The organism is Corynebacterium sp. ACRPE, assembly GCF_022347435.1.
In the GTDB taxonomy this organism is placed as follows: domain Bacteria; phylum Actinomycetota; class Actinomycetes; order Mycobacteriales; family Mycobacteriaceae; genus Corynebacterium; species Corynebacterium tuberculostearicum_D.
On record NZ_JAKRNA010000018.1, the window covers coordinates 19,130 to 39,176 of the forward strand.

Sequence of the window (20,047 nt, forward strand, 5' to 3'; positions counted from 1 at the left end):
TGAGCTACTCCAGCCCTACCGTCACGGTCGGCGCGTTGAAGTGGGCACCCTTGAGGTTCACCAGCTCAAGGGTGACATCGCGCAGTTCAATGTGGTCCATGACTACATCGGGCACCTCCGCATCGGGGACGGGGTGCGGCTCTGGAACACCGAGCTTGTCCAACACGGAATTGATATCGTCGCGGCTCAAATCGATATGTGCTGGAGGTGCGGAAACTGCTCCCACCGCCGGGGTGGCCTTAAGCTCGGTAGCCATAATGGTCACCGGTCCGCCGCGTACCTCGGTGGTATCCCCGCCCGTGGTCAACATGCCATCGCCGTAGCGGCCAGGCAGCGTGATCCCAAGGTTGTCGATGTCGAGGTTTTCGCCCTTCAGCTCCAGGACCCGCACATCACCGCTGGCGGTGGGGAAAGTACCCAAGGATACGGTGACATTCTTCGTCAGCGTCACCGTATCCGCGAAGACGGTACTGAAGTACGGAACCGCCGGGGCATCTTGCGCATTAACCCGTTCGGAACCGCTCGCACCGCCCACCACCAGGGCACAGGTGAGTACGGCCAAGCAGCTACGCGCCGCCCGCGGCATCGCCCTCGTCATTGCTCTGCTGCTTCCTTGGTGCGGCGCTTTTTCTCCCCCGGCTGCCACGCAAAGGTAAAGGCCCCGCCAATGATGCCAAGCAGGGAGCCGATGATGAAGCCGCCCAAATTGGACGTCGGCAAGGCAATAATGGCCACGATGATGCCTAGCACACCGACATAATTCGAGGTTGCTGGCTGGAACCACGCGCCAAGGCCGAACATGGCTAGCAAGACTCCGATAAGCAGCGTAGATACGCCAGAGATGGTGGAAATCATGACCAAAAGGTCAGAGATGCGGATGGTGATATAGGCCGGCGCGGCGATAATAATTCCGGAAAGGATGAGCAACAACCCCGGAAAAAAGGGCCGGCCAGAACGCCAGCGGCGAAAGCGCTGCCACACGTCAGGCTTAGATTCTTCGCCCGATGCCTCTGCTGCTGGAAGGGACCGGGTTTCTTCCGCTGTAGGCTCAGCAGCCATTTTCGGAGCCCTTCCGCACCGTTACTCCCACATTCTTGGCGGAAAGGCGTTGCGCGCCCACGGAGGTGGCCTTCACATCATCCGCTTTGAGGGAGACCTGCTTCGAGTACAGGCCCCACGCGCCGGGATCGGCGGTATCGCTGAGCTGATTCGCATCGATGCCCACGTTGACATCCTGCATCACCAAGGAACCATCCACGTCGGTCGCGCCGACCAGCAGGCTATCGGATTCCACGCTGCCCTCACCCTCAGCTTTCAAAGCTAGGGTAGCCTCCCCACCAACGCCGGGCACCTTCGGAACCGTCACGGAAAGGCACAGGTCAGAAACCTTGGCATGGTCCAGTTTGATACGCGCGACGGGAAGGTGTTCATCGCCCTTTTGATCATCATCGACAAACAGCGAAAAGCCCTCGCCATCTAGATGCCCCATCGTGATTTTGAAGAAGCTACCCGAAAGCGCCAGGTTGGCAGTCAAGCCGCCTTGCGCCACGGCGAATCCGGTAACGCCAAAGGCGGCAAGGCCTGCGGTCAAGGCCACCGCGGCCTTGGTGATATTCGTTTTGCCCATGGCGGTTTGCCCTTTCTACGGCGGTTTAGGCTCTCTTCTTGCCAGGTTAGGCCACGCTGCAGGCACCGGCACTGGCTTTACACTGCCGCCGTGTACAGCACGTTCAAAAGAATGTGACGGCCGAGTTTCTCATCTTGACAGTGTACAGTCCACCCCGCCGCGGCACCGCACTGAATGCAGACTCTGGGATTTTTGCCCCGAGGCTTTAAGGTAGATAACAACGTGGAGCATCAGTAATAAAGGAGCACGCATGACCACCGTGTTCGGTTGGATCGCTATAGCTGCATCGATTCCGGTGTGGCTGTACTTTTTCACCCGCGTATGGGCCCTCTTCAAGTTCATCCGCTCCGGCGGACCTAACCAGCTCAAGCGCACCGATAATATAGGCAAGCGTTTATGGCGCGTTATTGCAGAGGTCTTTGGCCATTCCCACTTCAAGGGTAAGCCTCTGGTCAATGCCGCCCACTGGCTGGTGATGGTGGGATTCCTTTTCGGCATCCTGGTGTGGTTTGAGGCCTATATTCAAACCTTCGCGCCGGACAAGGGCTGGCCCTGGCTCAGCCACTGGCCGGTCTACCACTTCGTTGAGGAAGTCTTGGGCATCGCGACGGTCCTCGGTATTGGTTTCCTCATCGCCGTGCGCCTCAAACTTGGCGATACCGAGCGCGGCAGCCGCTTCTTCAACTCCCAGACCACCTCGGCACGCTGGGTAGAGTTCATTGTCTTTTCTGAGGGACTCGGCATGATCTTGGTGAAATCCACCAAGATCGCCACCTACGGCGGCGGCTCCGCCTGGGCGGATTTCTTGAGCATCCATCTAGCCAAGCTCTTCCCTGCATCCCCAGCATTGGTGAGCTTCTTCGCCCTGTTCAAGCTGCTGTCTGGCATGCTGTTTATCGTCTTCATTTCCCGCAATTTCCAGTGGGGCGTGATGTGGCACCGCTTCACCAGCTTTTTCAACATCTTCTTCCAGCGCAATGCCACCGGGGAAAAGGCCCTACAATCCCTGCCCACCCCGGACTTGGAGGAAGACATCACCCCGGGTAGCTGGAAGATGCTGCTGGATTCCACCTCGTGTACCGAGTGTGGCCGCTGCCAAGAACTATGCCCGGCGTGGAATACCGAAAAACCACTGAGCCCCAAAAAGTTCATGATGGACCTGCGCCAAGGCGCACTGGATAACTACAACCCGCACGAGGGCCTGGATGTGCTGTCCATGGCCGGAGTCATCGATGATGACGTGCTGTGGTCCTGTACTAACTGCGGTGCCTGCGTGGATCAGTGCCCAACCGATATTGAACACATCGACCACATTGCGGACCTGCGCCGCTTCAAGGTGCTCGCAGAATCGGACTTCCCTTCCGAGCTCACCGGCTTGTTTAAGAATATGGAAACCAAGGGCAATCCATGGGGCCGGAATAATTCTGAGCGCCGCGCCTGGATCGATGAGGCCCGCGCCGATGGCATCGACGTCCCCGTCATTGGTGAAGACGAGGCCGATTTCTCCGATATGGAATACCTGCTCTGGGTGGGCTGCGCTGGCGCTTATGATGACGATGGCCGCCGCACCACTCGTGCCGTAGTAGACCTGCTGCATACCGCAGGCGTAAAGTTTGGCGTGCTCTCCACGGGTGAGACCTGTACGGGTGATCCTGCCCGCCGCGCCGGCAACGAGTTCCTTTTCCAGATGATGGCGCAGCAAAACGTTGAAACCCTCAACAACGCCTTCGACGGCGTCCCAGAGGGCCAGCGCAAGATCATCACCACCTGCCCGCACTGCTTTAACACGATCCGCAATGAGTACCCGGACTTTGACGGGCACTTCGACGTCTTCCACCACACCCAGCTGCTCAACCGGCTGGTGCGCGAGGGCTTGCTCAAGCCGGTGCCACGCACGCCGGAGAACCGCAAGCCGATTACCTACCACGATCCTTGCTTCCTCGGCCGCCACAATAAGGTCTTCGATCCTCCACGCGAGCTGCTCGAGGCCACCGGCGTGGAGCTGCGTGAGATGGACAAGAACCGCGACGAGGCCTTCTGCTGTGGCGCCGGCGGCGCCCGCATGTTCATGGAGGAAAAGCTTGGCACCCGCATCAATGACTTCCGCACCGAGCAGGCCCTCGAGACCGGCGCGGAAGAAATCGCCACCGGCTGCCCCTTCTGCAATGTCATGATGACCGGCGGCGTGAAGTCCTTGGCGCAGGATTCCACCCCCACCACCAAGGTCAATGACGTGGCGGTTATGCTGCGCAATTCCATCTCCCTCGACGAGGCTGGCACCCTGCCGGAGCCCCACCCCAAGGCGTTCCTTGCTACCCCGGTACGCAACCAGAAGTCCGCGGGCACCAATGACGCCCCGCTTGCCGACGCCCCCACTTCTACCACCCCAAACACCACCCACACCCCTGCCGCATCGGCACCAGCACCAGCCCCCTCCGCTCCTGCAGCGCCGGCCGCGCCCGCAGCACCGAGCGCTCCTACCCCGCCAAGTGCCCCAGCAGCACCTGCGCCCAAGGCACCAGCAGCTCCAACACCGCCTAGCGCACCTGCAACGCCTCCGGCACCGGCCGCACCAGCTGCGCCACAAGCTCCCCAAGCACCGGCAGCACCAGCTGCTCCAGCGGCACCGAGCGCACCTACCCCACCTAGTGCTCCAGCAGCACCTGCACCCAAGGCACCAGCAGCTCCAACACCGCCTAGCGCACCTGCAACGCCTCCGGCACCGGCCGCACCAGCTGCGCCACAAGCTCCCCAAGCACCAGCGGCACCAGCTGCTCCAGCGGCACCGAGCGCACCTACCCCACCTAGTGCTCCAGCAGCACCTGCACCCAAGGCACCAGCCGCGCCGACCCCGCCTAGCGCACCTGGAGCGCCAGCGGCGCCAGCAGCTCCGGCAGCGCCGACGCCGCCCGCAGCACCAAAACCGCCAGAGGCCCCTGCTGCGCCCACGCCGCCAAAGGCTGAGCCGCCAGCCGCACCGACCCCGCCAGCACCGCCGGCGGCTCCGGCACCGCCGACGTCGGAAAGCGTGCCCAATCCACCTGAATCTGAGTAGGCGCGCAAGGGCATTGGTGCGTACGCTGTAGTCCATGCATTTTAATGCGGGACTCCCCACCGATGCCCTGCTGCTGGCGGCAGGCGCAACCGAAAATACAAATTCCCTCGTCTCTTTCGCCTGGATTATGGCCGCGGCTCTACTCGCGCCGCTGGTCTCTTATATGTTGGGTTACCGCCTGCCGTCGGTGGCCCTCTTGCTGATTTTCGGCATGATTATTGGCCCTTCCGTCCTCGACCTCGCGGCCGAAGACGAAGGAATCGAAATGCTCAAGGAACTCGGCGTGGGCGCGCTGTTCCTCCTCGCCGGCTTTGAGATTCAAATCTCTACCCTCAAAACCAAAGAAGCCGGAACGGCACTTTCTACCTGGATCATCTGTGCCCTCGCCTGTGGCGTGGGCGCCTACTTCTTGGTGGATAACGTGCCAGGTGCCATCGTCGTCGCCTTGGCGCTTACATCAACGGCGCTGGGCACGCTCACACCGATGCTGAAACAGGACCGCATTCTGGGCACCAAGGTGGGCAACTCTGTGATGATTCATGGTGCCATTGGTGAGGTCGCCCCCATTACCGCAATGGCGCTGTTGCTGGGTACTCGTTCCACGCTGACGACGATGATCATTTTGTTGTTCTTCATCATCATCGCCGTTGCCGTTGCCATCATGCCGGCAGCTATCGCTTCGGCGATCCCCTGGGTGAAGACCGCCTTTATCTCCGGTGCGGGCTCCACCAACCAGACGATCTTGCGTCTTATCATCCTGATTCTGGCCATCCTCATGGCGGTTACGGCAGTCTTTGAACTCGATATCGTGCTCGGCGCCTTTGCCGCTGGCATTATTTTGAACCGCATCATCCCGGATGAGTTCCACCGCCGCCTTGAGCACCGGCTTGATGTGGTGTTTTATTCCATGCTCATCCCAGTTTTCTTCGTGGTCTCTGGCATGAGCATTAGCTGGGATACCATCGCCAATAATCCGTGGAAGGTACTGGGTATTCCAGCCCTTATTCTGGTGACGCGTGGTCTACCGGTCTTCCTGCGCGAAAATGTAGCGCATACCGGATCCGATATTGAAACCATCCGCGAGCGCCTCCAAGTGGGCTTGTATTCCGCCACCGGTCTGCCGATCATCGTGGCGGTGACCACCTTGGCGGTGAACTCCAAGATTATGGAACCCGAAAATGCCTCCATTTTTGTCTCCGGCGGCGCACTTACTGTCGCCCTCTTCCCATTCCTCGCCAGCCTGGTGGGCGGCAAGAAGCAGCCCGAAAAGAAGGACGAGGAATCTTCCGCCGCTGAGACCAAGGACCTATAGGCAGCGTTCGCTAAGAGCACGCCCCTAGCAGGGAGGAAATTTCCTAGACTGGGAAGCGTGAGTAATAGCTTTGGTTCTTCCCCTATCAATCGGACGATGCGCCTGTCCGATTCCGAGCGCAACGATGCAATCAATGACCTCGCCCGCGCCGTGGGTGAAGGCCGGTTAACCATGGAAGAGTTCGAAGACCGCTCGGACGACGTCATGCGCGCCCACACCCACCAAGACCTCGTGCCCGTCTTCCAAGACATTCCGGCGCGTGGTTCCCACGAGGTCAAGGTCTATTCCCGCGGTGAGGTCACGCGCGCCCATAATGCGGGCAAGAAGCCAAAGTTTGCGACCGCACTTTCCGGCTCGGTGGTGCTTGCCGTTGCCAGCCCAACGCTTATCGTGATGAGCGCGACCTTGAGCAGCCCATGGCTTTTGCTGGGAGGCGCGGTAGCAGCCGCGCTCATCCCTATCCTGTGGATTCTGCTCTACGTTGCCAAGGTGGGCCCTTCCTCGTGGCACGCCCCGTCCGTGCGCCAGATTGAAAAGGAGCAATTGCGCGAGATTCGCGCGCTCACGGCGCATGAGCGCGCACAGCAAAAAATGATCGAAGAAAAGATGTGGGCCGATCGCCGCATGCAAGCCGGCGAAATTACCGGACAGGCTATGGATCTGGCCAAGCGCAAGTTCAGCGAGTGGAATAAAAAATAGTCATTGCCACTGTTAAAGCGTTTTGTGTGGCTGTGAATCGTGGCACAATATTCCCATGACTTCTCCGAAACTCCGCATCTTTGACCAGTCCGACAAGCTCAAGGGCGTCGCGTATGACATTCGCGGCGAGGTCTCTGCGGAAGCGGAACGCATGGAGCTCGATGGGCACACCATCTTGAAACTCAACACCGGTAACCCAGCCGTCTTCGGCTTCGAGGCTCCCGACGTTATCATGCGCGATATGATCGCCGCCCTGCCTACTTCCCAGGGCTATTCCACCTCCAAGGGAATCATTCCTGCCCGGCGATCCATCGTTACCCGCTACGAGCTGGAGGATTTCCCGCCCTTCGATATCAACGATGTCTTCTTGGGCAATGGCGTCTCCGAACTCATTAGCATGACCACCCAAGCGCTGCTTAATAACGGCGATGAGGTTCTCATCCCAGCACCGGACTATCCATTGTGGACCGCAGCTACGTCCCTGGCGGGCGGCACCCCGGTTCACTACCTATGCGATGAGGACGATGATTGGAATCCATCCATCGAGGACATTGAGTCCAAGATTACGGATAAAACCAAGGCCATCGTGGTCATCAACCCGAATAACCCAACAGGTGCGGTCTACTCGCGCGAAGTACTGCAGAAGATAGTTAATATCGCCCGCGAGCATAACCTGCTCATCTTGGCCGATGAGATCTATGACCGCATTCTTTATGACGGCGCACAACACATCTCCATCGCTTCACTCGCCCCGGACCTGCTCACCATCACATTTAATGGTTTGTCCAAGGCCTACCGCGTATGTGGCTACCGCGCCGGTTGGATGGTGCTCACCGGCCCTAAGCACCACGCCCGTGGCTTCATCGAAGGCCTAGAGCTTCTGGCCGGAACGCGCCTGTGCCCGAATGTGCCAGCGCAGCACGCTATCCAGGTGGCGCTAGGTGGCCGCCAGTCCATCTACGAGCTCACCGGTACCGGCGGGCGCCTTTTGCGCCAGCGCAATATTGCCTATGAAAAGCTCAACGAGATTCCGGGCGTGTCTGCGGTAAAACCCATGGGCTCGCTTTACCTCTTCCCGCGCCTGGATCCGAATGTGTATGAAATCCATGACGATGCCAAACTCATGCTGGATATTTTGAAAGCGGAAAAGATCCTCATGGTGCAGGGAACCGGCTTCAACTGGCCGAACCCGGATCACTTTCGCGTAGTCACGCTGCCGTGGGCATCCCAGATCGAAAACGCCATCGAGCGCCTTGGCAACTTCCTGGTGAGCTATAAGCAGTAGTTTTCTTCCCCACCAGTTGCTAATGATATTGATATTCCATCACAATATGGTGCATGGGAAGACATTCTGCGGCACCTAAGCCTCAGCCGACCCGTAGTTCATGGGGTCGGCTATCTACTTCGTTAGCTCACCATCCATGTCGGTTAGCCTTGCTCGGCGTGCTCGTCACAGCGCTGATAGCCACCATTGCGGGCATGGCAGTGCTGTGGCCTCAGAGTCCAGCCTCCGAGCACACCTCCACTGATTTTCAGCAAACCTATGCCCTCAACCACCCACAGGTCGAGGGCACGGTCGACACGACAGATCACTCGGCTTGCCAATCGGAACTTACTGGACAGGCCTTTGATAAACCGCCGCTCATTCCAGGGACTGAGGAAGTGCAGTGCGACCGCGCCTTGGTCAACATCACCTCCGGCGAAGACGAAGGACGCATGACCCAACTGGTCACCTACGGAAATGCCGGCGATCCGCAGCTTAAACCGGGCGACAAAATTGTCCTTTCCAAGGCTAGTGACCCTTCCGGCGCTGTGTCCTATGCTTTTGCTGATTATCAGCGCACCGGAAGCTTAGCTCTGTGGGCAGTAATCGTAGCCGTCGTCATTATCGCTTTTGCGGCCTGGCATGGCGTGCGCGCCCTTATCGGCTTGGCACTAAGCCTAGGCGTGATCTTTGCGTTCCTCGTCCCCGCTCTTATCGACGCCCATAATCCCCTGTGGTCAGCACTCGTTGCCTGCTCCGCTATCATTCTGCTCGCCGTTCCTCTCGTCCACGGCATAAATTGGAAATCGGCATCGGCGGTGGGCGGCTCCCTTAGCGCTCTCATTCTTGCAGCAGCGTTAGCGTGGGCCGCTATCGATAGTTCGCAGCTACAAGGCTACAGTTCCGAGGACAACCTGAAGTTACTTCTTTATATGCCCAACGTATCCATCGTGGGCGTGCTTTTATGCGGCTTTGTAGTCGGTGCCTTGGGCAGCCTTGCCGACGTCGCCGTTGCCCAAGCATCCACCATTACCGAACTCCACGGAGCAGACCCTGATGCCCGCCCTACACAGCTTTTCCTCTCCGCAATGAAGGTGGGCCGTGATCACATCGCCTCCGTGGTCTATACGTTGATTCTCACCTATACCGGCGCGGCCTTGCCGCTGCTCATGCTGATTACCGCAGCAGAACGCCCTGCCGGACAGATTCTGAGCAGCGATCTCGTTGCAACGGAACTGCTGCGTTCCGGAGTAGGTGCGATGGCATTGACCCTCGCGGTTCCCATCACTACGGCCATCGCAGCTTTCACAGTGCCACAACGCGCACAAGCTTAGGCTCCTATACAAAAGGCTGAGCAGGGCGATTATTTCGCTGCTCAGCCTTTGGCATCTAGGGAGTAGAGGACCTAGAGGGTGCGCCCCAATGCCTCAATTTTCCAACCTGCCTGCTGCCAATCCGCGACAGGCAGCACATTGCGACCATCGATAATGTGCTTATTGTCCACCAGCTGGCCCGCCTGCTGCGGATCCAATTCCTTGAATTGCTTCCACTCGGTAGCCAAAATCACCAGTTCAGCCTCGCGCAGGGCATCGTCAGTGTCCGCGGCATAATCCAAGGTGGGGAATACCTTCTTCGCGTTGTCCATGCCTTCTGGGTCATAGACGGTTACTGCCGCGCCAGCCAGCGACAGGGAACCCGCTACGGCAAGGGCGGGCGAATCGCGCACGTCATCGGAATTCGGCTTAAACGCGCAACCCAATACGGTCACGCGGTGACCAAGCAGGGAACCATTGAAGGCTTCCTTGGCCAGGTCCACCACGCGGTCACGGCGGCGCATATTGATAGCGTCCACCTCACGCAGGAAGGTTAGCGCTTGGTCGGCGCCCAGCTCGCCAGCGCGGGCCATGAAAGCGCGGATGTCCTTGGGCAGGCAACCGCCACCAAAGCCGAGACCGGCGCCAAGGAACTTGCGGCCGATGCGCTCGTCGAGCCCAATGGCGTCGGCAAGAGCGGTAACGTCCGCGCCTGCAATCTCGCAGATCTCAGAAACGGCGTTGATAAAGGAAATCTTGGTGGCCAAGAACGCATTAGCGGAGACCTTGACCAGCTCGGCGGTCTGCCAATCCGTCACGATGAATGGGGTGTCCTGCGAGAGCGGCTGGGCATAGACCTCGCGCGCTACCTCTTCGGCGCGGCTTTCACCCTCGCGCACGCCGAGAACAATGCGGTCTGGGGTGATGGTGTCCTTGACGGCGTAGCCCTCACGCAGGAACTCCGGGTTCCACGCGATTTCCACGGTGGTGCCTTCTGGGGCAAGCTCATTGGCTAGCTCTTGGAGCTCCGCAGCCGTTCCCACCGGAACGGTGGACTTACCAAAGATGATGTGATCACCCTTGAGCTTGGGCACCAGATCCGTGATGACGGCCTTCACGTAGGTCATATCCGCCGCGTAGGAACCGCGGCGCTGCGGAGTACCTACGCCCAAAAAGTGCAGGTTGCCGAACGCGGCTGCTTCTTCATAGTCCGTGCTGAAGTCAAGGCGGCCGGCCTCAATATTGCGCTCGAGAACCTCCGGCAGGCCCGGTTCAAAGAACGGAACCTTGCCCGATTTAAGAGCGGAAATTTTATTGTCATCTACGTCCACGCCTAGTACTTCATGGCCGAGCTCGGCCATGCAGGCAGCATGGGTTGCACCCAAGTATCCGGTGCCGATTACAGTCATACGCATAAAGCCCCATATTAGAGGCTCTATGTGAATGCCGGTTTAAGCCTATCGAAAATTCAGGTAAGACTTCGATGGCGTCGGGCCACGCTGCCCCTGGTACTTCGATCCCAGCGAGCCGGTGCCATATGGGCTTTCCGCTGGTGAAGTCATCTTGAAGATAGCCAGCTGACCCACCTTCATACCCGGCCACAGGGCGATGGGCAGGTTGGCGGTATTAGAAAGCTCGAGCGTGATGTGGCCGGAAAAACCTGGGTCAATAAAGCCCGCGGTGGAGTGGGTCAACAATCCCAGGCGGCCAAGGGAAGACTTGCCCTCCAATCGACCGGCCAAGTCTGCCGGCAGTGTGAATTTTTCCAGCGTGGCGCCGAGCACGAACTCGCCTGGGTGCAGGATGAAGGACTGATCTTCTTCTACCTCCACCAAGGTGGTGAGATCCGGCATTTCCTCTTTGGGGTCAATATGCGTGTACCGCGAGTTATTGAAGACCCGGAAATACTTATCTAGGCGCACGTCTACGGACGAGGGCTGGATGAGCTCGCCGTCGAAGGGTTCGATGCCCAATTCTTCGGCGTCAATGGCGGCACGGATATCACGATCTGAAAGAAGCACGGCCCCAATTCTACTCATGCCGAAGGCCGCGGTGTATAGTAGGCCGGAGCGTGCAAGCGCGCAGTGCCGACGTAGTTTAATGGTAGAACTGCAGCTTCCCAAGCTGCTGGCGCGGGTTCGATTCCCGTCGTCGGCTCCAATGTCATGAGTCGCGACATGTTTGACAGATGAGTCGCGACATCGTTAACAAACCGGCATTCCAGTTGCTTTTTGTTCTGGGGTGCCGGTTTCTTCGATCAGGCGGGCAGTGCCAGGGCGCATCGTTCCAAGCAGCAGTACCAAGACGCCGTAAGAACACCTACGCCTGACGGGCGGAGCCCTTTCCCTCTTGGGCTCTAGAAGGTGCCTTAGGCCCTGAATGGCCGCGCTCTATTTCGACGCCACCGGATTGGCGTACAGCTTTGACGATGGCCATATTGCGGTTAGGACTGTTCATAGTGTCAAACATGTCCCGACTCACCAGTCAAGCATCACCCGACACGGTAAGATAGCCCTAAGCGTCAAATATGTCGCGGCTCACCTGTCAAGCATCACGACGATTCCCTCAGGCACAGACTGTCAAATATGTCATGAACTCAGACACCGTCGTCGGCTCCAATTTTCGGGGGGACAATATCGTGCTAGTCGGTGGCGCTTAGCCACTCGGCCAGTTCTTTTTGTGCTCGTTCTACCCCGCCTGGATAGTGTGCTTCCAACTCTGCGGCGGCTGGTTCGAAGAATTTCTCCGTGAGCGCGACAAGATCGCGCTCAGGAACAGTGCCGCGGATGTCATCTAGCGGGGCGCGGAACGTCATTCCACAATCGGTCCGGCGCTGATATCCGCGCCAGTCTTCGCTGTAGATGCGAAGTTCTGCCCCACGCAGGTTGGACTCAATGACCACGTTGCCGAATATGAGTGTGGTAAGGGTTCGCTCTTGCATGGCGCCGAGTCTACTAGCCGCAGCGGACGATGGGCTGAGGGTCGTAGACCGTGGTGGTGGTCTCGCGGGAGAGTTCCTTGCCGCCTAGGTCCTTGATGATGCGGGTATCGGACGTCGTAAAGCCCGGCGCGCCAGAAGAAGGCGAGCAGTCGCTGCCTGGGACGGACATAGGCTGTGGGTCGGTCTTAGCCCAGCGGCCGTTGTTCACAGACTCGACGTCGACAGTCTTGGTGCCCTTCAGGCGCACGGTAATCTTGCCGCCGCCGAAGTCGGTCTCAATGCGGACCGGGGTATTGAAGGTATTGGTGAACTGCAGGTCGATGGCGCCCTCGTACACGGTGGCTTCGCGGCCGGCAGGATAGCGCGAAATGTAGTACGAGTGCGGGGTGTGGGCGGTATCTTCCATGCCCGCAAAGTAGGCAGCGTTGTACAAGGTGGTGGCGAACTGGGAGATGCCGCCGCCCACGGCGGAGCCGGAGTGGCCATCGATAATGATGCCGGACTCAACGTAGCCCTGTGCCGTGCCGCGAGGGCCCGTGTGGCCGTTGAGGGAGAAGGTCTCGCCTGGGTTGACCACGGCGCCGTTGACCTGTTGGGCTACCAGCTCGATATTCTTGCCGGAGGCAGCGGAGTAGCCCTCAGTGGTGAACTCGCCCACGGTGTCGTTGAAGGTCGCCTTCTTGGCATCGTCGGTGGTGAACTCTGCCGGATCCGGCTTGTAGGTAGCATCCCACTCGCGGTCATCGCCGGTCACGCGCTTGTCAAAGTCCTTCATGGTCGGCTCCCAGTCGATGATCTCGCCGTCTTCGGACGGGGTGATCTGCTTGTCGTTACCGTTGAAGGAAATCTTGGCATTTACGCCAGGGACATCGGCGCCCTCGGAGCGCTCGGCCAGCAGCTCTTGCGCGCGGTTGGTATCCACGGCGAGCTTGAGCTTGCCGTCCTTCTTTTCAATGCTGGTGAACTGGGAGATTTCCGGCTTATTCAGGGTAGCGCTGACATTATTCTTGGCCTTCAAGGTAATGGGATTATCCAGCGCCTTGGCGGCATCGCCAGTGCGCATGGCCTCGATAGCTTCATCATTGATGGCCGGCTCTACCTCTTCTGGGTCCACGTTTACGCCCTCGGAATCGAGCCAATTATCCGTAACCGCATTGTGCAGGGTGCCGGCATCTACGGTTTGGCCGAGCTTGGGGTCGGTGACCTTGAGCTCACCATTGTTGAGCTCCAGCATGCCATCGACTGGATCGGTGGAGAGATCCTTCTTCACGCGGTCCAGAGCCGGTTGCAGCTGGGCCTCATCCACATTGGTTTCTACCGGAATATCCCGGGTGGAGCGGAAGAAGCTATACAGGCGGGTAAAAGGATTGAGGGAAGGCTCCTCAATATTGTCCACGGCGCGCTGGTTATCCAGGGCGAGGCCCGACTCGGAGGGAACGAAATCGGTGTGCAGGTCGCCGGAGGTAACGCTCACGGGCTCGGTTTCTACGCCCGCAAGCTCGTCTTCGAGCTTCTCTACTGCGGCGGTGCGATCCATGGCGGAGATATCCACGCCGTTGACGGAAACGGCGCGCGGAATCTTGTCCTGGTTTGCTGCGACATCCCAGGCATAAGCAATGCCCGCGATCAGGACAAGGCCAACCAATACGCCGAGCGCGATGAGCCAGCCTTTAGCACCGTTTTTTCCTTCTGCCTTTTTCACGCCTTAAAGGTTAACGGTTTTAGTGGCATTTTTCCTAGTCCTGTGCGGGCTCGGGTGCAGCGCTGGCCGGGGGAGCGCTGACATGGCGGGCGGCATCTGCAAGGCGTTCGAGTGGCAGGCGGCCCTGGTCGACGGCGCCAACAACGGCGTCGATCACCGCATTAATGTCGCCTTCGGTGGACCACAGGGGCATGTCGGCACCGGCATTGAGGGAGTCCACGACGGCGTCGGCAAGCGGGTGCGAATCCGCAATCGCCTTCATGCCGCCGATGTCATCGGTATAGATGGGCCCGTCGTACTGCAGGGTCTCGCGGGCTAGGCCATAGGCTTCCGGCAGAATGGAAGCGGGAGTCTGACCATCGCCCAGGCCGGGCACGGCGAGATGGCCCATCATCAGTGCGGCATTGGGTGCTTGGGGAAGGGCAGCCTTAAAGGGAATGAACTCGTGGCCTTCTAGTTCTTCTAGCGGCGGGGTAACGGCCTCGGCCAGGTGGGTATCGCCAGAAGCACGGCCGTGGCCCGGGAAATGCTTGAACACGGCCTTGACCCCAGCGGAATCCAGCCCGCGTGCAAAGGCCGCACCATACTCGCCTGCTTGGACCGGATCGGTGGAAAATGATCGATCGCCCACAACTTCCAGGCCATTGCCATCGACGTCGAGCACCGGTGCAAAGTCCACGTTGATGCCGTGTGTCTTGAGGCTCATACCAATCTCGTGTGCGAGCTGCTCCACCTCTTGTGGGGAACGCTCGGCCGCCATCTGTTGCGGCGCGGGGTACTCGCCCAGGATCTCCGAGAAACGTTGCACGCGCCCGCCCTCAAAATCGATGGAGACCTCAAAGTCGCGGCCCACCTCTTGGCGCAGGGCATTAATATCGCGGCCCTCTTCCTGCAGCAAGTTTGGATCCGCCCAGCTAGGGATAAAGATTCCGCCCACACCTGCCTCCAGCTTGGCCTTAGCATCGTCGTAGTTGGTGACCGGCGGCATCAGCACGGAAGCAGCCATGGCGCGGATGTCCTGCTGCGGGGCGGCCTCCTGCGAGATCTCTTCGAGCGTTTCGTGCGTCGCGGCAGGTGAGCTCGACCCAGCCGGGGTGGTGGAGCCCTGGCTCTCGTTGTCCTCCTGGGTGGAGGTAGAGCAGGCGCCTAGGGCCGTCACGAGGGCGAGGCTGGCAAGGATGCGCGGAGTTTTCATGCCTTCTAGTGTGCAATATTCCTCGCGTTCTGTCGCAAGCGGTGGGTAGACTAGTGACATGAGTAACGGCGAGACAATGCTAATTGCCTACGATGGCACCGAACGAGCCGGCCGCGCCCTCGAGTACGCGGCCCAGCTGCTGCGGCCCACCACGGTAGAAATCCTCACCGCCTGGGAGCCGGTAGCCCGGCAGACCGCCCGCGCCGTCAGCCGCACCGGAATGCACCAGTCCACCGTCTCCCCGGATGGCGTCGAAGAGGATCCGGCCTATGAAGAGGCGCTAAAGATTTGCCGCCAGGGCATCGAGCTGGCCGAAAGCCTGGGCCTAGCCGGCCGCGCCCACCTGGTGGAATCCGCTACCACCATCTCCTCCGCCATCATTGATGCCGCGCATGAGCTGGACGTGGACGTCATCGTGACCGGTACCCGCGCCCTGACCGGCTTCCGCGCGTGGTGGACCAACTCCACCGCCGATCAGATTGTGCGCAACGCCGGCCTCCCGGTCTTCATCGTGCCGCAGGAAAACGAGGATGACGCGGACGATGATGAGGCAGAATACTTCTAAATAGCTGCTAGTATCTTTAGCCATGGCTCTGGAAACCGATTCTTTGAACAAGCGCACCCTTGGCCCTGCCATCGGTAGCGCTGTTGTGGGCATCGCGCTCGGCGTCATCACCATCATCGGCATCGCACAATTCTCCGGCACCGATACTGTGCCGGAAGGCAATGCGGTTTCTGCTTCCGATGCGGTTTTGGGCGGCCCTGAGTACGGATCCCGCAACTAGGTGTGCGTACCCTCCGCGGGCGGCTTGCCCGCCCCTACCCGCTGGGGATCCTTGCCCTAGCGCTCATCCTCCTCGTGCAGCCGTGGGGGCTGACGGCGGCCGATACCAAGCATGATCTGGCGGCCGATCCGCTGCACTTTCTCCGCGGGGCGCTCAGCGCCTATACGGATACCTTTACCCTGGGGCAGCTACAGAATCAGGCCTATGGCTATCTCTTTCCCCAGGGACCATTCTTCGTTTTAACCCAGCCCCTGCCCGATTGGGTGGCCCAGCGCCTCTGGTGGCTACTGGTCTTAAGCGTCGGCTTCATCGGCTTCCATAAGCTCGGCCGCAAGGTGGGCCTGCGTGGCTGGTGGGTCTGGGTGGCGGCGATGCTCTACGCGCTCTCGCCGCGCACTCTTTCTACCCTGACCGCCATTTCTTCTGAGACCTGGCCGGTCATGCTCGCTCCCTGGGTTATCCTGCCCTTCCTCAATGCCAAGCTCACCTGGCGCGATGCCGCCGCGGCCACCATCCCGGTGGCGCTGATGGGTGCGGTCAATGCCACCGCGACCATCGCGGCGTGTATCCCGGCCGCTGTAATCCTGCTCTACCGCCGCGCCTTCAGACCCGGCGCGGCCTGGCTCTTAGGGTGCCTGGCGGTATCGGCCTGGTGGATCGGCCCGCTCGTCGTGCTTGGCCGCTATGCCCCGCCGTTTACGGAATTCATCGAATCCGCCCGCGTAACCACTCGCTGGCTCAACTTGCCCGAGATCCTGCGCGGAACCACGAGCTGGACGCCGTTTGTCGATACCGAACGCGTAGCCGGCTATGAGCTAGCCACCGAGTCCTTCTTTGTGCTGGTCACCATGGGCATCGCGGCCGTGGGCATCTACGGGCTCACCAAACTGCCGCGCGTGTGGTCCGTCGTGTTGGTAGTGGGCATCGCGGTGCTGGGTTGCCAGGCGGGGTGGTACCTCGATGCGCTCGATGGCCCGCTGGCCGCGTTGCGCAACCTGCATAAGTTTGACCCGCTGGTGCGCCTCCCACTGCTTTTGGGTGTCGCGCGCGCCTGCGCACAGCTGCCGCTACCGCACAGCTTGCGGCCTACCAAGAAGCAGACAGTAGGCGCGCTCACGCTACTGCTGTGCATCGCGGTCATCTCCCCGGCATGGTCGCAGCGCTTGCTGCCGCTGGGGGCGTATAAGGAGGTTCCCTCCTACTGGCACGAGGCCACGGACTTTATCAATACTCATGCCGCCGATACCCGCACCCTTATCTACCCAGAAGCATCCTTTGCCCGGCAGACCTGGGGGTGGACGCGCGATGAGCCGGCCCAGCCGCTGCTCGATGTCCCGTGGGCCGTACGCGATGCCATTCCACTCGTGCCCCCAGAGGCCATCCGCGGGCTCGACGGCGTGATGGCCGCGCTCAAGGAGGATCCGGCCACCGGCGTGCGCTCCCTTCAGCGTCTCGGCATCGGCGCAGTCATGGTGCGCCACGATCTCTTCACCGGTGAGGACGAGGCCCTAGCTAGTAAATTTGGCGGCGAAGTCCACCGCTTCGGCGAGGTCGATGTCATCTTGCTCAACCACGCCGGCATGTCCTTAGGACCCACAGACCCAGTCCGCGTGGCCGGCGGCGGAGAAGCCTTGGCGCTTCTCGACGCCCACTGTGGCCCCACCACCCGCCAGCTCGTCGATCGCGACGCCGATATCGTCACCGATACCCCGACGCTCACGGACCGCAACTACGGCACCCTCGATGGCCCCATCTCCGCGCCCCTAGCCGCGGACGATCCCAGCCACGTGAATAACCGCCTGCGCGATTATCCCTCCGCTGGGCCGCTTACCCAGGTGGAAACCCACGGCGGTTCGGTAGCAGTCTCCTCCTCGGCCGCCGATGCCACGGCCTTTGGTGGCGCCCAGCCGAAGAAGTCCGCCACGGCCGCGGTGGATGGAGAAAACTCCACCGCCTGGTGGCCCGCGCCGGGCGATGATGCCGGGTGGATTGAGCTGCGCGGATCTTTCACCCAGCCGCGCCTCAAGCTCATGGCCACCAGCGCCACCACGGTAACCGTGCGCTCTGGCAGCGCGGCCGTAGACGTGGATTTGCAGCCCTTCCGCTCGCAGGAAGTCCGCGTTCCCGGCGGCGATACCGAGGCCATCCGCGTGGAGCTCTCCCACCGCACCGGCATCGCGGAGTTAGGAGTGGAAGGCCAGCCGGTCGAGCGCGTGGTGACCGTCCCGGATACCTCCCCTGACGTGCACCAATTCTTTTTCCAGCGCATGCTGCAGGATACCGGCGTGCTCATCCGCGATTTCACGGCACCGCGCTCCATGCGGGTGACGGTGGATTCCACCAAGCCCGTGCTTATCGACGCCCACCGCTACTCCCCCGGCGACTCCCTCACCCTCAGCCCTGGCACGCACCGCGTGCGCACCACGGGGCCGTGGGTGAGCCTGCGCGAGGAGGGCTGGCAACCAGCAGGCTCTTCCGAGCCCACCGGGTACTCGATTGCAGCCGCTGATGAGGATCGCCTCTTGGTCACCGGTCGTGCCTTCAATAAGGGCCTGCGCGGCTACCTAGGCGAGGAAGAGATCGCCCCGCGCGAGATCGATGCGGCCACCCAAGCTTTTGTCATTCCAGCCGGCCGTTCCGGTGACTTCCGCATGACCTTTAGCGCCCAACCGGTTTACCGCGCCACCCTCCTCTTCGGCGGCGCCTTGGGCTTGCTCACCCTCGGCCTGTGCATCTTGGCGGCCGCGCGGCGCTCGTCCCAGCCCACCTGGCGCGCGCCGCGCGGCGGTGCCGCCTCGGCCGTAGTCGCTCTCGGCGCGCTGGCCCTGACCGGCTGGCCGGCCGCGGTGGCGGCCGTTGCCGCTTGGTTGGTGCTGCGCTGGACCACCATTCCGCGCGCCTACCTCGCGCCCGGTGTCGTAGCGGCGGCCGGGGCGATCCTCGCCCGCGCGCCGTGGACATCGGGCTCCTATGCGGGCGATTCGCTCCTGCTTAGCTGCTTGTGTGCCGCGGGCGTGGCCTGTCTTTTCGCCTCCGACCGAGGAGAAAATCCCGGCCGGGACGCTCGATGAGCGTATAGCTCGCGGCCGAGACCACCACGGTGGCCACCACCGTTACGGCCAGAATCACCCAAAAGTCCAGGGGCTTCCCGCTAAACAGCGGCACCCCGGTAAGCGGAAACGCCAGTCCCAGAATGGCCACATGCCACAAGAAGATGGAATAGGACCACGCGCCCAGTGCCTGCATGAGCGGGCTGGTCAGCCAGGACTTATCCCGTGGGGCAAGCGCTACCGGTACCACCACGACTGCGGCGAAGGCCGCTCCCGCAATGATCCGGCGGGAAAATTCGCCCGGTTCTGGATGCACCAGTCCCTGCGGCCCGAACCACTCGCGGCTGGAAATCCACAGCACCACCGCTGCCACGAGCCACCATGCCCAGCGCGGCCGCAGCGCGCGTTGCACGCGCCGGCTAACACCGGCCTCTTCACATTCCGCGGCCAACATTCCCACGGCAAACCACGAAGCATACGCCGGCGGCCAAATCTGCGAATTGACCTGATCCTTGGTGTAATCGGCCACAAAGGGAACAAAACCCCAGGCCCAGCTAATCACCGCGCCCAGCGCGATGGCCGCTACCCGCCAGCGCCGAGGCAGCGCCCCAAGAAGCCACACCAACAAAGGCAAGGCAAGGTAGAAGAAGAACTCCACGCACAGCGACCACAGGTGGGTAAGCCCCGGTGCTAGCCCGTCCACCACATAGATCTGGGTAGAGGTGAGGTTGCTGAGAAGTTGGGTGAGGGAGAGCGAGTGGGCGTCGGGAAGCAGGAGCATCACCGCCACCACGCAGGCATAATAGGCTGGCACTAGGCGGGCCACGCGCGAGCGCGCATAGCCGGATAAGGTGTGCAGGCCACGGCGACGCCACAAGAGGAAGGCACTGAGCGCAAAGAAGACGGCGACGAAATAATCAAAGCGCCCGGCAAACCCCCACCCGGTTCCGGTCTGAAAAGACACGTGGGTGACAATGATTCCAAGGGAGGCGACCGCGCGTAGACCGTCCAGCTCCGGCAGATGCTGGGGTACGCTTTTCACAGATGCCTGCGGCTGCACGCTTGCTCCTAACCCCGGATCGACCTGAAACTGATTGGACATAC

General features: G+C 60.8%; 17 protein-coding genes and 1 tRNA gene. 9 read left to right on the top strand and 9 right to left on the bottom strand.

Annotation, left to right across the window (positions count from 1 at the left end; all coding sequences use genetic code 11):
• Nucleotides 1-4: 4 nt before the first annotated feature.
• Genes MHY13_RS08985 through MHY13_RS08995 form a run of 3 tightly spaced genes read right to left on the bottom strand, consistent with a single transcriptional unit; the run spans nt 5 to nt 1,627 of the window.
• Nucleotides 5-598 (bottom strand): hypothetical protein, encoded by a 594-nt coding sequence (locus MHY13_RS08985; protein ID WP_239282912.1) that lies wholly within the window; start codon nt 596-598, stop codon nt 5-7.
• Nucleotides 595-1,059: a DUF6114 domain-containing protein gene (locus MHY13_RS08990; RefSeq protein ID WP_239282913.1), complete on the bottom strand. Its 465-nt coding sequence runs from the start codon at nt 1,057-1,059 to the stop codon at nt 595-597. The genes MHY13_RS08985 and MHY13_RS08990 overlap by 4 nt, the downstream gene beginning before the upstream one ends.
• Nucleotides 1,049-1,627 (bottom strand): DUF6230 family protein, encoded by a 579-nt coding sequence (locus tag MHY13_RS08995; RefSeq protein ID WP_204610822.1) that lies wholly within the window; start codon nt 1,625-1,627, stop codon nt 1,049-1,051. Before MHY13_RS08995 ends, MHY13_RS08990 begins: the two co-directional genes overlap by 11 nt.
• A gap of 250 nt (nt 1,628-1,877) precedes the next feature.
• On the opposite strand from MHY13_RS08995, the gene MHY13_RS09000 reads away from it, so the two are divergent.
• From MHY13_RS09000 to MHY13_RS09020, 5 genes are all read left to right on the top strand, one after another.
• Nucleotides 1,878-4,682 carry a (Fe-S)-binding protein gene (locus MHY13_RS09000; protein WP_239282914.1) on the top strand — a complete coding sequence of 935 codons (2,805 nt, stop codon included), beginning with the start codon at nt 1,878-1,880 and terminating at the stop codon, nt 4,680-4,682.
• Nucleotides 4,683-4,716: 34 nt separating this feature from the next.
• Nucleotides 4,717-5,994: a cation:proton antiporter gene (locus MHY13_RS09005; RefSeq protein ID WP_239282915.1), complete on the top strand. Its 1,278-nt coding sequence runs from the start codon at nt 4,717-4,719 to the stop codon at nt 5,992-5,994.
• Nucleotides 5,995-6,051: 57 nt separating this feature from the next.
• Entirely contained in the window at nt 6,052-6,693 is a 642-nt protein-coding gene (locus MHY13_RS09010; protein WP_239228441.1) for a DUF1707 domain-containing protein, read from the top strand.
• A gap of 55 nt (nt 6,694-6,748) precedes the next feature.
• Entirely contained in the window at nt 6,749-7,978 is a 1,230-nt protein-coding gene (locus tag MHY13_RS09015) for a pyridoxal phosphate-dependent aminotransferase (RefSeq protein ID WP_239282916.1), read from the top strand.
• A 149-nt stretch (nt 7,979-8,127) separates the two neighbouring features.
• Nucleotides 8,128-9,291: a YibE/F family protein gene (locus tag MHY13_RS09020; protein WP_239282917.1), complete on the top strand. Its 1,164-nt coding sequence runs from the start codon at nt 8,128-8,130 to the stop codon at nt 9,289-9,291.
• Nucleotides 9,292-9,362: 71 nt separating this feature from the next.
• Here the strand turns inward: MHY13_RS09020 and MHY13_RS09025 are convergent, their stop codons facing one another.
• Nucleotides 9,363-10,685 carry a UDP-glucose/GDP-mannose dehydrogenase family protein gene (locus MHY13_RS09025; protein ID WP_239282918.1) on the bottom strand — a complete coding sequence of 441 codons (1,323 nt, stop codon included), beginning with the start codon at nt 10,683-10,685 and terminating at the stop codon, nt 9,363-9,365.
• 42 nt (nt 10,686-10,727) lie between these two features.
• Complete coding sequence (gene dcd / locus MHY13_RS09030; RefSeq protein WP_239282919.1) at nt 10,728-11,291, bottom strand: dCTP deaminase; 564 nt, start codon at nt 11,289-11,291, stop codon at nt 10,728-10,730.
• A 65-nt stretch (nt 11,292-11,356) separates the two neighbouring features.
• On the opposite strand from dcd, the gene MHY13_RS09035 reads away from it, so the two are divergent.
• A tRNA-Gly gene (locus tag MHY13_RS09035) sits at nt 11,357-11,430 on the top strand.
• 481 nt (nt 11,431-11,911) lie between these two features.
• Here the strand turns inward: MHY13_RS09035 and MHY13_RS09040 are convergent.
• Genes MHY13_RS09040 through MHY13_RS09050 form a run of 3 tightly spaced genes read right to left on the bottom strand, consistent with a single transcriptional unit; the run spans nt 11,912 to nt 15,108 of the window.
• A complete protein-coding gene (locus MHY13_RS09040) occupies nt 11,912-12,211 on the bottom strand; it encodes a hypothetical protein (RefSeq protein WP_239282920.1) in 300 nt (99 codons plus the stop codon).
• A gap of 13 nt (nt 12,212-12,224) precedes the next feature.
• Nucleotides 12,225-13,913 carry a VanW family protein gene (locus MHY13_RS09045; protein WP_204610816.1) on the bottom strand — a complete coding sequence of 563 codons (1,689 nt, stop codon included), beginning with the start codon at nt 13,911-13,913 and terminating at the stop codon, nt 12,225-12,227.
• 34 nt (nt 13,914-13,947) lie between these two features.
• A complete protein-coding gene (locus MHY13_RS09050) occupies nt 13,948-15,108 on the bottom strand; it encodes a glycoside hydrolase family 3 N-terminal domain-containing protein (RefSeq protein WP_239282921.1) in 1,161 nt (386 codons plus the stop codon).
• A 58-nt stretch (nt 15,109-15,166) separates the two neighbouring features.
• Between MHY13_RS09050 and MHY13_RS09055 the strand changes: the two genes are divergently transcribed.
• The 3 genes from MHY13_RS09055 to MHY13_RS09065 are packed head-to-tail and all read left to right on the top strand — an operon-like array spanning nt 15,167 to nt 18,964.
• Nucleotides 15,167-15,673, top strand: a complete 507-nt coding sequence (locus MHY13_RS09055; RefSeq protein ID WP_049359996.1) for a universal stress protein — start codon at nt 15,167-15,169, stop codon at nt 15,671-15,673.
• Nucleotides 15,674-15,695: 22 nt separating this feature from the next.
• Nucleotides 15,696-15,893: a DUF2613 domain-containing protein gene (locus MHY13_RS09060; RefSeq protein WP_005325448.1), complete on the top strand. Its 198-nt coding sequence runs from the start codon at nt 15,696-15,698 to the stop codon at nt 15,891-15,893.
• A 2-nt stretch (nt 15,894-15,895) separates the two neighbouring features.
• The gene (locus tag MHY13_RS09065; protein ID WP_239282922.1) at nt 15,896-18,964 is read left to right on the top strand and encodes an alpha-(1->3)-arabinofuranosyltransferase family protein; all 3,069 of its coding nucleotides are present in this window, start codon (nt 15,896-15,898) and stop codon (nt 18,962-18,964) included.
• Here MHY13_RS09065 and MHY13_RS09070 read toward each other — a convergent pair.
• Entirely contained in the window at nt 18,885-20,045 is a 1,161-nt protein-coding gene (locus MHY13_RS09070) for an acyltransferase (protein WP_239282923.1), read from the bottom strand. The two genes, MHY13_RS09065 and MHY13_RS09070, sit on opposite strands and share 80 nt — an antisense overlap.
• Between the last annotated feature and the right edge of the window lie 2 nt (nt 20,046-20,047).

Bases quoted from the DNA above. Each gene is read 5' to 3' on its own strand.
- MHY13_RS09055 (WP_049359996.1), top strand. From the start codon at position 15,167: ATGAGTAACGGCGAGACAATGCTAATTGCCTACGATGGCACCGAACGA.
- MHY13_RS09070 (WP_239282923.1), bottom strand. From the start codon at position 20,045: ATGTCCAATCAGTTTCAGGTCGATCCGGGGTTAGGAGCAAGCGTGCAG.
- MHY13_RS09000 (WP_239282914.1), top strand. From the start codon at position 1,878: ATGACCACCGTGTTCGGTTGGATCGCTATAGCTGCATCGATTCCGGTG.
- MHY13_RS09015 (WP_239282916.1), top strand. From the start codon at position 6,749: ATGACTTCTCCGAAACTCCGCATCTTTGACCAGTCCGACAAGCTCAAG.
- MHY13_RS09050 (WP_239282921.1), bottom strand. From the start codon at position 15,108: ATGAAAACTCCGCGCATCCTTGCCAGCCTCGCCCTCGTGACGGCCCTA.
- MHY13_RS09005 (WP_239282915.1), top strand. From the start codon at position 4,717: ATGCATTTTAATGCGGGACTCCCCACCGATGCCCTGCTGCTGGCGGCA.
- MHY13_RS08985 (WP_239282912.1), bottom strand. From the start codon at position 598: ATGACGAGGGCGATGCCGCGGGCGGCGCGTAGCTGCTTGGCCGTACTC.
- MHY13_RS09060 (WP_005325448.1), top strand. From the start codon at position 15,696: ATGGCTCTGGAAACCGATTCTTTGAACAAGCGCACCCTTGGCCCTGCC.
- MHY13_RS09040 (WP_239282920.1), bottom strand. From the start codon at position 12,211: ATGCAAGAGCGAACCCTTACCACACTCATATTCGGCAACGTGGTCATT.
- MHY13_RS08990 (WP_239282913.1), bottom strand. From the start codon at position 1,059: ATGGCTGCTGAGCCTACAGCGGAAGAAACCCGGTCCCTTCCAGCAGCA.
- MHY13_RS08995 (WP_204610822.1), bottom strand. From the start codon at position 1,627: ATGGGCAAAACGAATATCACCAAGGCCGCGGTGGCCTTGACCGCAGGC.
- MHY13_RS09025 (WP_239282918.1), bottom strand. From the start codon at position 10,685: ATGCGTATGACTGTAATCGGCACCGGATACTTGGGTGCAACCCATGCT.